Source organism: Pseudomonas sp. RIT288 (assembly GCF_000631985.1).
Classification (GTDB): Bacteria; Pseudomonadota; Gammaproteobacteria; order Pseudomonadales; family Pseudomonadaceae; genus Aquipseudomonas.
In genome coordinates this window covers 582,975-595,922 of the sequence record NZ_JFYN01000012.1, presented here as the reverse complement: position 1 = coordinate 595,922, position 12,948 = coordinate 582,975, and the positions used below count along the sequence as shown (strand labels likewise).

Genomic DNA, 12,948 nt, shown 5'->3' with positions numbered 1-12,948 from the left:
AAGGGCGCCCAATAATCACTCGAACAGCCGCCGGGCCCGCCACTAGACTGCGGGCCCGACGAGCCGTCTTATAAACCCTGCTCGACGAATGGAACGGTCAGCGCCAGTGCGCCATCCAGTGCGCCGGCGTCGACACCGCCGCCCTGCGCCATGTCCGGACGACCACCGCCCTTCCCGCCCACTGCCGCAGCAGCCTGTTTCATCAAATCACCGGCTTTGAGTTGGCCAGTCAGGTCCTTGGTTACGCCTGCAACCAGTACGACCTTTTCCTCATGGACACTGCCGAGCAGGATCACTGCGCGGCCGAGTTTGTTTTTCAGCTGATCGACCAGCGCCAGCAGCGCCTTGCCGTCCTGACCGTCCAGACGTGCGGCCAGAACCTTCACGCCCTTGACGTCGACTGCCGAGTTCGACAGATCGTCGCCCGCGGCGCTGGCGGCCTTGGCCTGCAACTGCTCGAGTTGCTTTTCCAGCGCGCGGTTGCGCTCCAGCACGGCCGACAGCTTGTCGATCAGATTGTCGCGGCTGCCCTTGACCAGGTTGGCCGCTTCCTTGAGTTGTTCTTCAGCAGCGTTCAAGTAAGCCAGTGCCCCAGCACCGGTGACTGCCTCGATACGACGCACGCCCGATGCCACACCGCCTTCGCTGATGATTTTCAGCAGGCCGATGTCGCCGGTACGGTTCGCGTGAATACCGCCACACAGCTCGACGGAGAAATCGCCGCCCATGCTCAGCACGCGCACGTTGTCGCCGTACTTCTCGCCGAACAGCGCCATCGCGCCTTTCTGCTTGGCGGTTTCGATGTCGGTTTCTTCGGTTTCAACTGCAGAGTTCTTGCGGATCTCGGCGTTGACGATGTCTTCCAGCGCTTTGATCTGTTCAGGCTTGATCGCTTCAAAGTGGCTGAAGTCGAAGCGCAGACGCTGGCTATCCACCAACGAACCCTTCTGCTGAACGTGCTCGCCCAGTACCTGGCGCAGCGCAGCGTGCAGCAAGTGGGTGGCCGAGTGGTTCAACGAAGTCGCGTGACGCACCTCGGCATCGACGTGGGTTTCCACTGGCGCGCCGATGGTCAGGCTGCCCGAATCCAGCACGCCGTGGTGCAGGAAGGCGCCGCCGGTCTTGGTGGTATCACGGACGTCGAATCGCGCGTTGCCCGCCTGGAGGAAACCGCAGTCGCCGATCTGGCCGCCGGATTCAGCGTAGAACGGCGTCTGATTCAGCACGATCACCGCCTCTTCGCCTTCACTCAAGACGTCGACCGACTGGCCATCTTTATAGATAGCGACGATTTTTGCCGAACCGCTGGTGTCTTTGTAACCGGTGAACTCGGTGGCCACATCGACCTTGACTAGCGTGTTGTAGTCCAGACCGAACGAGCTGGCCGAACGCGCACGAACACGCTGAGCTTCCATTTCACGCTCGAAGCCGACTTCGTCGACGGTCAGGCCGCGCTCGCGAGCGATGTCAGCCGTCAGGTCCATCGGGAAACCGTAGGTGTCGTAGAGTTTGAACACCACGTCGCCCGGCACCACGGTACCTTTGAGTTCCAGCAGATCCTGTTCGAGGATCTTCAGGCCGTGCTCCAGGGTCTTGGAGAACTGCTCTTCTTCGGCCTTCAGTACGCGTTCGATGTTGCTCTGCTGCTTCTTCAGTTCCGGGAAGGCTTCGCCCATCTCGGCGACCAGCGCAGCCACGATCTTGTAGAAGAAACTGCCGGTAGCGCCCAGCTTGTTGCCGTGACGGCAAGCGCGACGAATGATCCGGCGCAGCACGTAGCCACGGCCTTCGTTGGACGGCAGCACGCCGTCGGCGATCAGGAAACCGCACGAACGGATGTGGTCGGACACCACTTTGAGCGACGACTGATCGCCATTTTCGCAGCCGATCGCTTCAGCCGAGGCCTTGAGCAGGTTCTTGAACAGGTCGATGTCATAGTTGGAATTGACGTGCTGCATTACCGCACTGATCCGCTCCAGGCCCATGCCGGTGTCGACCGACGGCGCTGGCAACGGATGCAACACGCCATCGGCGGTGCGGTTGAACTGCATGAACACGTTGTTCCAGATCTCGATGTAACGGTCGCCGTCTTCTTCCGGCGAACCCGGTGGGCCGCCCCAGATGTGGTCGCCGTGATCGTAGAAAATCTCGGTGCATGGGCCGCACGGGCCGGTATCGCCCATGGTCCAGAAGTTGTCGGACGCGTAAGGCGCTCCTTTGTTGTCGCCGATACGGATCATGCGCTCGACCGGCACGCCGATTTCTTTGGTCCAGATGTCATACGCTTCGTCGTCTGAGGCGTAGACGGTGACCCAGAGCTTTTCCTTCGGCAGTTTCAGGACGCCGGTCAGGAAGGTCCAGGCGAAGGTAATCGCGTCGTGCTTGAAATAGTCACCGAAGCTGAAGTTACCGAGCATTTCGAAGAATGTGTGGTGACGAGCGGTATAACCGACGTTTTCCAGGTCGCTGTTCTTGCCACCGGCACGCACGCACTTCTGGCTGCTGGTTGCGCGGGTGTACGCGCGCTTTTCCTGGCCCAGGAAGCAGTCCTTGAACTGGTTCATCCCCGCGTTGGTGAACAGCAGGGTTGGGTCGTTGCCCGGAATCAAAGAGCTGGAGGCTACACGGGTGTGGCCTTGCTCTTCGAAGAAGCGAAGGAAGGCTTCACGGATTTCTGCGCTTTTCATTAGGTTCTTCCACGGAGGCTGCGGCCAAAGGCCTGTACGAAACGTCAACAGACGAAACGACGGCAAAGGGCCGCATTATATCGGCCCTTCGCGCGGGGTACAGCGTGTTTATACGATAGTAACGGTCAATTGGACGGCTAACGCTGTCACTTGCGCGAAAACTCGACGAATGTCGCGATCACTTGCTCGATTTGCGAGCGACTGACGTCCATGTGCGTGACCATCCGCAAGCGCCCGGCGGCGCTCAACTTGATCCCGCGTTCGGCGGCAAACGCCTTGAGCGCTTCGGCCTGGTCACCCATCTGCACGTAGACCATGTTGGTCTGCACCGGCTCGACGCTGAACCCGGCCTCGCGCAGGCCTTCGGCCAAAAACCGGGCGTTGGCATGGTCATCCGCCAGGCGCTCGACGTGGTGATCCAGCGCATACAGCCCCGCTGCCGCCAGCAACCCGGCCTGACGCATGCCGCCGCCGACCATTTTGCGCAGACGACGGGCCTTGCTGATCAGTTGCTCAGAGCCGCATAGCACCGAACCCACCGGCGCGCCGAGGCCTTTGGACAGGCACACCGATACCGAATCAAAGTACTGAGTGATTTCCCGTGCATCGACGCCCAGCTTGACCGCGGCGTTGTATAGGCGCGCGCCGTCGAGGTGCAGTTGCAAGCCTTTATCCTGAGTGAAGCGGCGGGCGCGGGCCAGATACTCCAGCGGCAGCACTTTGCCCTGCATGGTGTTTTCCAGCGCCAGCAGCCGGGTACGGGCGAAATGGAAGTCATCCGGCTTGATCGCAGCCGCGACCTGCTCCAGATCCAGCGAACCGTCGGCCTGCACCTCCAGCGGCTGCGGCTGGATCGAACCGAGCACCGCCGCGCCACCGCCCTCGTACTTATAGGTGTGCGCCTGCTGGCCGACGATGTATTCGTCGCCACGTTCGCAATGCGCCATCAGGCCCAGCAGGTTGCTCATGGTGCCGGTCGGCACGAACAGTGCGGCGGCGAACCCCAGGCGTTTTGCCAGTTCCGCCTCCAGGCGATTGACCGTCGGATCTTCGCCGTACACATCGTCACCGGTAGCCGCCGCAGTCATCGCGTCGAGCATGGCAGGAGTCGGTTGGGTGACGGTGTCGCTGCGAAGATCGATAACGCTCATGAACCTGGCCTCTGGTCAGCAGGGGAAATCCCTTTTCGAAGGTGAATTACTGCGGTCATGGCGCCGATTAATCAACCCTTGAGCGCGAAAAGGTCAGGTTACTTTTTGAGAACACGCCATTCATGTGGGAACGAGCCTGCTCCCACAGGTTCTGTGCAGGGCGGGAAAATATGTGATAAAAACGCTGCGCCGCCCGAGAAAGGGCGGCAAAAACGTTCTCAGGGCGGGGTGCAATTCCCCACCGGCGGTAATTGCGCGCAATGCGCATAGCCCGCGAGCGCTTGGCGACGAACACGGCAAAGGCTGTGATCGGCGACAAGGTCAGCAGACCCGGTGTGATTCCGGGGCCGACGGTCATAGTCCGGATGAAGAGAGAACGGGATTGACACCAAAGGGCCGCCCGCGCGCTTGTGTGCTCGTGCGTACCCTTGAATCCCTTTCGATTCATAACGCCCTGTTTTTCACACAAACAGGAGTCAGAACATGCAACCCACCGCTATCGACAGCAAAACCAAACACCCTCACGGCGAGCGCGTTGCGTTCATCCAGGCCTGCTGGCACAAGGAAATCGTCGACCAGAGCCGTAAGGGCTTCGTCGCCGAAATGCTCGCTCAGGGCTATCAGGAATCGGACATCGATTTCTTCGAAGTCGGCGGCGCCTTTGAAATGCCCCTGCACGCCAAGTTGCTGGCCAAGACCGGTCGCTATGCCGGCATCGTCGCGGCCGCTCTGGTCGTGGACGGCGGCATCTATCGTCACGAATTCGTTGCCCAGTCAGTGGTCAGCGGCCTGATGCAAGTGCAACTGGAAACCGAAGTACCGGTGTTCTCGGTGTCCCTGACCCCGCACCATTTCCATGCCGGTGAAGAGCACCAGAAATTCTTCTTCGAGCATTTCGTGCACAAGGGTCAGGAAGCGGCGCGGACTTGCGCGGATACGCTGCAGAAGGTTCGTGCGCTGCGTCGCAGTGAGCCGCGTGCAGTCGCCGTCTGACCACAACGCTCCCCTGTAGGAGCTGCCGAGTGAAACGAGGCTGCGATCTGTTGATCGTCTAAAAACAAGATCAAAGGATCGCAGCCTTCGGCAGCTCCTACAGGGATTTCTGTCAGTTCAGAAATGGCCTCAGGCGAGGTTTTCGTCGGTGGCCGGCACGATCAGAATGCCTGCGCGCAAGCCGTTCTTGACCTTGGGATTAGGGAAGATGATCCGCGCGCCCTGCTCTTCGATGACCCAGCGGGTATTGGCCAGATCTTCGGCCAGCACATAACCCACGTCCAATTCAGAAAAGTTTTCGATGTCCGCCGGCAGGTTCAGGCGGAACGCATCGCTGTGCTTGATGATTTCCCGGGCGACGCTGAACAGCTGCAAACCATCCAGTCCCTCTGCAGCCAGATCCGGCTCATTGCCTTCGATGATCTGCTTCAGGCGGGTTTCCAATAGTGAGACATTGACGCCATCGTTCTGCCCGAATGGCCGTGCCTTGCCCAGTTCCAGGGTGAAAGCCTCGGCATCGAGCTTGTCGTAGGTGTAGGAACTGAACACGATCGACGGTTTGTTCTGCAGCAGCACCGCTTCCATCCCGGCAGCACGCAGGCGCGCCAGTTCGCGGCGCGAATGCTGGCGACCTTCTTTCCACGGATACAGGGCGAACTGCTCGATCTTCGAACCACGAATGGCGGTGTGCAGGTCGTAGTGCAGACGCTGACGACCCGGCAGGCTGAAGAAGCTCGCCGCCAGCCGTTCCAGCTCACAGGCGCGTATGGCTTCGGAACCGCTGGTTTGTTCATGCCGGCCGTTGAACAGCCGATTGACGTCCTGCTCGACGAAGCGCTCGCCCTTGCGAATCGCTTCCGGGTTGCCGAACAGGAACAGAATGCGTGCACGCGGCTTCAGATCGCCGCGAGCGATGTCATGCAGCAGCCGATCGAGCAATTCGATCGGCGCTGTTTCATTGCCGTGGATACCTGCCGACAGCAGCAGGTCCAGGCCATTGTCGCGCGCTTCGGGTGGCCGGACTTCCAGCGCACCCTCGCTCAACCAGCGCATGCGCACGCCTTCGACAGTCAGTTGAGTCTTCTCCGCCGGTTCGCGGCCGGCGAGGGTCAGTTCAAGCAGTTTGCCGAGGGCGAGCATAGAGCGGTTTCCTTAGTGATCGTGGTTGCAATCCGGGCCGTGCACGTGGTCTTCGTCGTCGCCGACGTCAGCCGGTTCCATTTCCAGTTGCAGACTTACCAGATTAGTTGCCAATGGGCGCAGCAGCAGGTTGGCGTACTCTTCGTCACCTTCCTCGACGTCCACGCCGATCAGCAGTTGGCCACGGCCGTCCTGCTGGATCCACAGCTCTTTGCCTTGCCACATGACCGCGACGCGGGTGCACGAGGTTTGCAGTTGCGTGCCGTCGGTGTCTTCAAGGATCAGCTGCAGGGAATCGCTCATGTTTTTACTCTCTTGGGGAGACAAGCCGCGCGCCGCGTTCAGGCGACGCGCCGGCCATCAATTGATCTGGAATGGATAAACCGAGCCCAGTTTAAGGATTTGCGTCAGTTCATCCAGTGCCGTCCGGCATTCAAGCAGCAACTGCGGGTCCGCCAGATCGGTTTCGCTCAGGCGGTCGCGGTAGTGTTTTTCAACCCATGCGGTCAACGAACCGTACAACGGTGCGGTCATGATAACCCCTGGGTTGACCGCCGCCAGCTCGGTTTCGTTGAGCGCGACGCGCAGTCGCAGGCACGCCGGGCCACCGCCGTTCTGCATGCTTTGCTTGAGGTCGAAGACTTTGACTTCGCGGATCAGGCCGCCGGAGCTGGTCAGACCTTGCAGGTAGTTCCACACGCGCTCGTTGCCACGGCACTCTTCCGGCACGATCAGCAGCATCGAGCCATCAGGCCGCGACAGCAGCTGGCTGTTGAACAGGTAGGAGCGCACCGCGTCATCCACGGTGACCGACGAACGCGGCACGCAGATCGACTGGAACTTGCCGCCGACCTTGGCCAGCTTGCCCTGCAACTCGGCCAGCATCTGCTCGGTGTCGAGGAACGCGTCCTCGTGATAGAACAGCACCTCGCCGTTACCCACCGCGATCACGTCGTTGTGGAATACGCCCTGATCGATCACCGCCGGGTTCTGCTGCGCGTAAACCACGCCCTCGTCACGCAGACCGTGCAGACGCGCCACCGCTTGCGACGCTTCCAGAGTCTGACGCGCCGGGTACTTCTGTGGCGCCGGGTAGCGAGTGTCGAACGCACTGCGACCGAACACGAAGAACTCGACACCGGCCTCGCCGTACTCACGGCAGAAACGCGTGTGGTTGGCCGCGCCTTCGTCACCGAACTGCGCCACCGCCGGCAACGCGGCGTGATGGGCGAAGTGTTGCTGATCGGCGAACATCGCGCCGAGCACGCGGCTGGTGGTCGGGTGTTCGATGCTGCGGTGGTATTTGCAATTGAGGTTGGCGGCGGTGAAATGCACGCGACCGTCAGCGGTGTCGGCACTCGGGCTGACGGTGGCGGCGTTGGCCACCCACATGCTCGATGCCGAGCAGCTGGCGACCAGCAGCGGCATGGCTTCTTTCGCTGCGCGCTCGATCACTTGCGCGTCGGTGCCGCTGAAACCCAGACGGCGCAACGCGGCCACGTCCGGACGCTCCTGCGGCGCCAGCACGCCTTGCTGAAAGCCCATTTCCATCAGCGCTTTCATTTTCGCCAGGCCTTGCAGCGCCGCTTCCTTCGGGTTCGAGGACTGCTGGCTGTTGCTCTGGGACGCGACGTTGCCGTAGGACAGACCGCCGTAGTTATGGGTCGGCCCCACTAGACCGTCAAAATTGACTTCATAGGATTTCATCAGCGAGGCTCCACGAGAATCTGTTGTTATAGGCTTCAAGTAACAATTCAGTCAGACCGAGGCGCGGCCTTCGCGAGCAGGCTCGCTCCCACTTTGGAATGCAACTTCCTGTGGGAGCGAGCCTGCTCGCGAATAGGCATCACACCATTTTCACGCCTGGGGTCAGAGCGGCTGGCAACACCAGGCTCGGCGTTTCCAGCGAGGCCACCGGGTACGCGCAGTAATCCGCCGCGTAGTAGGCGCTGGCGCGATGGTTGCCCGATGCACCAACGCCGCCGAACGGCGCACTGCTCGCCGCACCGGTCAGTTGTTTGTTCCAGTTGACGATACCGGCGCGGCTTTCCAGCCAGAACTGCTGATAACGATCTTCGGAATCCGACAGCAAGCCAGCCGCCAGGCCATAAGCGGTGTCGTTGGCCTCAGCGATCGCCGCAGCGAAATCGGCGTAGCGAATCACCTGCAGCAACGGGCCGAACAGCTCTTCGTCCGGACGTTCAGCCACGGCGGTCACATCAAGAATGCCCGGGGTCAGCAAGGCCGATTGCGCTTGCGGCTGAGTCATCGCCAGCAGTGACACCGCGCCATTGGCCAGCAGATGTTGCTGGGCATCCATCAACGCTTTCGCCGCGCCAAGGGAAATCACCGAGCCCATGAATGGCGCCGGTTGCTGATCGAAAGCACCGACTTCAATCGTCGCGCTGACTTCCACCAGACGCTTGAGCAGGCTGTCGCCCCACGCGCCCTGCGGCACCAGCAGACGACGCGCACAAGTGCAACGCTGACCGGCGGAGATGAAGGCCGACTGAATGATCGTGTACACCGCCGCGTCCAGATCAGCCACCTGATCGACCACCAGTGGGTTGTTGCCGCCCATTTCCAAAGCAAGAATCTTGTCCGGACGACCGGCAAATTGCTGGTGCAGATGATTGCCGGTACGGCTGGAACCGGTGAAGAACAGACCGTCGATACCCGGGTTCGCGGCCAGGGCGATGCCGGTTTCGCGCGCACCTTGCAGCAGGTTCAACACGCCGGCCGGCAGACCGGCTTCGATCCAGCACTTGACCGTCAGCTCAGCGACTTTAGGGGTCAGTTCGCTTGGCTTGAACAGCACGCTGTTACCCGCCAGCAGCGCCGGGACGATGTGCCCATTCGGCAAGTGGCCAGGGAAGTTGTAAGGACCAAACACCGCCACCACACCGTGTGGTTTGTGGCGCAGCACGGCGGTGGCGTCGCCCAGCGGGCCGCTCTTCTCGCCGGTACGTTCGCGGTAGCTCTGCACCGAGATCGCGATCTTGTTGACCATGCTGGTGACTTCGGTCGCGGCTTCCCACAGAGGCTTGCCGGTTTCCTCACCGATGGTGCGGGCCAGCTCATCAGCGTGGTTCTTCAGCGCGGCGGCGAACGCTTCGAGCACGCTGATGCGATCTTCCAGGGTACGACGGGCCCAGCCCGGGAACGCCTGACGCGCAGCCTGCACGGCTGACTCGACCTGAGCGGCAGTCGCGCCCTCCCCCGACCACAGCACTTGCTGGGTCACCGGGTTCAGCGACTGGAAGGCTTCGCCTTGACCGGCCAGCCATTCACCTGCGATGTATAGCGAATTCATTATTTCGACTCCCGAGCAGCAGACAACGCCACGGCGCGCACTTGATCGCCGGCGTTGAGTTGAAGACGTTTGGCGGTCAGCGGATCGACCACCAGCGTGCCGGCAGCCAGTCGGGCCGGCGCAGCAGTGATGCGACAGTCTTCGCGCTTGCGGTTATGGATGATGAACGGCGTGGCGTCATCGCCCGGTGTACCGATCGCCAGCACCAGCGCTTCGCTGTCGCGGACTGCGCGGATCTTGCTGGTTTCGCACTCGATGGCCGGGCCGGCGTCGAAGATGTCGACGTAGCCCTGATAGCTGAAACCTTCGCTCTTGAGCATCGCCAGCGCCGGCTCGGTGTCCGGGTGTACCTGGCCGATGACGTTGCGCGCATCCGGCGACAGGAAGCAGGTGTACAGCGGGAATTTCGGCATCAGTTCGGCGATGAACGCCTTGTTGCCGACGCCGGTCAGGTAGTCGGCCTGGCTGAATTCCATCTTGAAGAAGTGCCGACCCAGGCTTTCCCAGAACGGCGAACGACCGGCCTCATCGGAGACGCCGCGCATCTCGGCAATGATCTTGTTGCCGAACAGCTCAGGGAATTCAGCGATGAACAGCATGCGCGCCTTGGACAGCATGCGGCCGTTCAGACCGCTGCGGTAATCGGCATGCAGGAACAGCGAGCACAGCTCGGAGTTGCCAGTCAGGTCGTTGGCGAGGAACAGCGTCGGGATCTCGCGATAGATGTTCAGCTCTTGCGAGGCGCTGACGGTCAGGCCGACGCGGAAGTTGTACCACGGCTCGCGCATGCCCACGGCACCGGCAATGGCGGAAATCCCCACCACGCGACCGTTGTCGTCTTCGAGCACGAACAGGTAGTCCGCATCGCCACGGCCGGCTTCGCCGCGAAAGGTCTTCTCGGCCCAGCCGACCCGGTGGGTCAGGCGTTCTTCGTTGGCCGGCAACGTGGTCAGGCCGGTGCCGGTGCTGCGGGCCAGGTCGATCAGCGCGGATAAATCGCTGCTGCGTACGGGACGAACAATCATGCTATCTCCTCAAACGGGCCGCCTTCGCCACCCGTGAAACTCGCTAAGGCGTTAAACCGCCACCAGGCGCACGCTGGCACCTTCACCGACGCCCAGGGCTTCGGCTGCTTCCAGATCCAGGGTCACCGGCTTGCCCGGCGCGTAATCGAGTTCCAGCAACACGGCGCGGTAATCCTGCAACTGCGCGTTGGCCACCAGATACTGGCGCCCGGCGCCTTTGACCGGCTCGCCGATCTTCACCGGCACCACGCGGCTCTGGGCAATCGAGCGGATCCCCGATACACGCGCATGCAGGGTCGGGCCACCGTCGAAAATGTCGATGTAGTGATCGGTCTCGAAGCCTTCGCGCATCAGGATGTCGAAGGTGATCTGCGCACGCGGGTGCACCTGGCCCATCGCTTCCTGAGCGGAATCCGGCAGCAGCGGCACGTAGATCGGGTAATGCGGCATCAGTTCGGCGAGGAACGTGCGGCTCTTCAGGCCGCACAGGCGCTCGGCCTCGGCGTAGTTGAGGTCGAAGAAGTTGCGACCGATCGCGTCCCAGAATGGCGAATCGCCGTTCTCGTCGCTGTAGCCGACGATCTCGGTCACCACCGAATCGGCGAAACGCTCCGGGTGGCTGGCGACAAACAGCAGGCGACCACGGGAGTTGAGCTCGGCCCACGGCGAACCCACCAGTTCGCGCTGCACGTAGAAACTGGTCAGCAAGCTGTTGCCGGTCAGGTCGTGGCATTGCGAGAGCACGTGGATCTTGTTGTGGATCTTCAGCTCGCGGGAGGCGTGGACGAAGGTCTCGTTGCGGAAGCTGTAGAACGGCTCCGAGTAACCGGCCGAGGCAACGATCGCCGAGCAGCCGACCAGTTTGCCGGTGGCGGTGTCTTCGAGGACGAAGAAGTAGCTCTCTTCACCGTTGAAACTCACTTCGGCGGCGAACGAGGCTTCGCTTGCGGCGATCTTGTCGCTCAGACGTTCCACGTCATCCGGCAAGGAAGTGACACCAATCGGACTGTCCGCAGCCAGACGCTGTACCTCGCCCAGATCAGCCATTTGCGCAGGGCGCATCACCAGCATGGTGTCACTCCTTTCTCTTATAAATTTACAGAAGAAAAAAACACCGGACTTTGTAGGAGTGAGCCTCCTCGCGATTGCGGTCTGTCAGAAACCAATGAGTCGACTGACATACCGCAATCGCGAGCAGGCTCACTCCTACAGTGGATCGGGTCCGGCATTAAAATTTTGATCGACGCCCGAATCCTCAGGCGTCGAAGGGTCTATCAGGCTTGCGTCAGTGCTGCTGCAGCGCGTTCGAAGCGGTCGAGACCGGCGTCGATGTCGGCGTCTTCCACCACCAGGCTCGGGGCGAAACGGATCACGTCCGGGCCGGCCTGCAGAATCATCAGGCCTTCTTTTTCAGCGGCGTTGAAGATGTCCTTGGCCTTGCCCTTCCAGGCATCGCTCAGCACACAACCGATCAACAGACCGAGGCCACGCACCTGAGTGAACAGGCCGTACTTTTCGCCGATCTGCTGCAGGCGGGTCTTGAATTTGTCGTGCTTGGCGTTGACGCCGCTCAGCACCTCAGGGGTGTTGATCACGTCGATCACTGCTTCGGCGACGGCGCACGCCAGCGGGTTGCCGCCGTAAGTAGTGCCGTGGGTACCGACGACCAGATGTTTGGCCAGCGCTTCAGTGGTCAGCATCGCGGCGATCGGGAAACCACCGCCCAGGCTCTTGGCGCTGGTCAGGATGTCCGGGGTCACGCCGTAATGCTGGTAGGCGAACAGGTGGCCGGTACGGCCCATGCCGGTCTGCACTTCGTCGAACACCAGCAGCGCGTTGTGCGAGTCGCACAGCTCGCGGGCACCTTGCAGGTAAGCCAGTTCGGCCGGCAGTACGCCGCCCTCGCCCTGGATCGGTTCGAGCACGACCGCACAGGTCTTGTCGGAAACCGCCGCTTTCAGCGCGTCCAGATCGTTGTAAGGAACGTGAGTGATGCCGGTGATTTTCGGACCGAAACCGTCGGAGTACTTCGACTGGCCACCGACGTTGACGGTGAACAGGGTACGACCGTGAAAGCTGTTGAGCGCCGCGATGATCTCGTACTTCTCGCTGCCGAAACGGTCGAACGCCACGCGACGGGCCAGCTTGAACGCGGCCTCGTTGGCTTCAGCGCCGGAGTTGCAGAAGAACACGCGCTCGGCGAACGTGGCGTCGATCAGCTTGTGCGCCAGGCGCAGGGCCGGCTCGTTGGTGAATACGTTGGATACATGCCACAGCTTGTTCGCTTGCTCGGTCAAGGCACCGACCAGCGCCGGGTGCGCATGGCCCAATACGTTTACGGCAATCCCGCCGGCGAAGTCGATCAGCTCGCGACCGCTCTGATCCCAGACGCGGGAACCGGCGCCACGCACCGGAATAAAAGCGGCAGGCGCGTAGTTGGGAACCATTACCTGGTCGAAATCGGCGCGTTGTACCGCAGCGTGCTCAACGGACATCGGAGTCTCCTGAAGAGGAACACCCGCCTGAAACTGGCGAGCGATGGGGGGATTGTAAGGACAGTTTTCAGCCCGGCCTTGCCGCCAAGCGACAACTTCTTATAGCGCAAACCCCGGATTTTCCCGGGTTTACGGCAATGCGAC

General features: G+C 61.5%; 10 protein-coding genes and 1 riboswitch. Of the genes, 1 reads left to right on the top strand and 9 read right to left on the bottom strand.

All coding sequences use genetic code 11. The annotated features are described in order from the left end of the window. Positions 1-68: 68 nt before the first annotated feature. Positions 69-2,687, bottom strand: coding sequence for an alanine--tRNA ligase (gene alaS / locus BW33_RS14285; RefSeq protein ID WP_047599677.1), 2,619 nt, complete (start codon positions 2,685-2,687; stop codon positions 69-71). A gap of 146 nt (positions 2,688-2,833) precedes the next feature. Next, positions 2,834-3,838 (bottom strand): low-specificity L-threonine aldolase, encoded by a 1,005-nt coding sequence (ltaE, locus tag BW33_RS14280; RefSeq protein ID WP_047599676.1) that lies wholly within the window; start codon positions 3,836-3,838, stop codon positions 2,834-2,836. A gap of 210 nt (positions 3,839-4,048) precedes the next feature. Continuing rightward, positions 4,049-4,220: riboswitch (FMN riboswitch) on the top strand. A gap of 101 nt (positions 4,221-4,321) precedes the next feature. Between ltaE and BW33_RS14275 the strand changes: the two genes are divergently transcribed. Then, positions 4,322-4,831 carry a 6,7-dimethyl-8-ribityllumazine synthase gene (locus tag BW33_RS14275; protein WP_047599675.1) on the top strand — a complete coding sequence of 170 codons (510 nt, stop codon included), beginning with the start codon at positions 4,322-4,324 and terminating at the stop codon, positions 4,829-4,831. Positions 4,832-4,960: 129 nt separating this feature from the next. Here the strand turns inward: BW33_RS14275 and astE are convergent, their stop codons facing one another. The 7 genes from astE to BW33_RS14240 form a co-directional block, all read right to left on the bottom strand. Then, on the bottom strand, positions 4,961-5,971 hold the full coding sequence (astE, locus tag BW33_RS14270; protein WP_047599674.1) for a succinylglutamate desuccinylase: 1,011 nt from the start codon (positions 5,969-5,971) through the stop codon (positions 4,961-4,963). A 12-nt stretch (positions 5,972-5,983) separates the two neighbouring features. Further along, a complete protein-coding gene (locus tag BW33_RS14265) occupies positions 5,984-6,274 on the bottom strand; it encodes a hypothetical protein (RefSeq protein ID WP_027612641.1) in 291 nt (96 codons plus the stop codon). A gap of 57 nt (positions 6,275-6,331) precedes the next feature. After that, on the bottom strand, positions 6,332-7,678 hold the full coding sequence (gene astB, locus BW33_RS14260) for an N-succinylarginine dihydrolase (protein WP_047599673.1): 1,347 nt from the start codon (positions 7,676-7,678) through the stop codon (positions 6,332-6,334). A 139-nt stretch (positions 7,679-7,817) separates the two neighbouring features. Further along, entirely contained in the window at positions 7,818-9,287 is a 1,470-nt protein-coding gene (gene astD / locus BW33_RS14255; RefSeq protein WP_177327489.1) for a succinylglutamate-semialdehyde dehydrogenase, read from the bottom strand. After that, positions 9,284-10,309 (bottom strand): arginine N-succinyltransferase, encoded by a 1,026-nt coding sequence (gene astA / locus BW33_RS14250; RefSeq protein ID WP_007963095.1) that lies wholly within the window; start codon positions 10,307-10,309, stop codon positions 9,284-9,286. Before astA ends, astD begins: the two co-directional genes overlap by 4 nt. A 51-nt stretch (positions 10,310-10,360) precedes the next feature. After that, positions 10,361-11,380 carry an arginine/ornithine succinyltransferase subunit alpha gene (gene aruF / locus BW33_RS14245; protein ID WP_025112905.1) on the bottom strand — a complete coding sequence of 340 codons (1,020 nt, stop codon included), beginning with the start codon at positions 11,378-11,380 and terminating at the stop codon, positions 10,361-10,363. Between the two features lie 203 nt (positions 11,381-11,583). Continuing rightward, entirely contained in the window at positions 11,584-12,804 is a 1,221-nt protein-coding gene (locus BW33_RS14240) for an aspartate aminotransferase family protein (RefSeq protein ID WP_047599671.1), read from the bottom strand. Positions 12,805-12,948 lie beyond the last annotated feature (144 nt).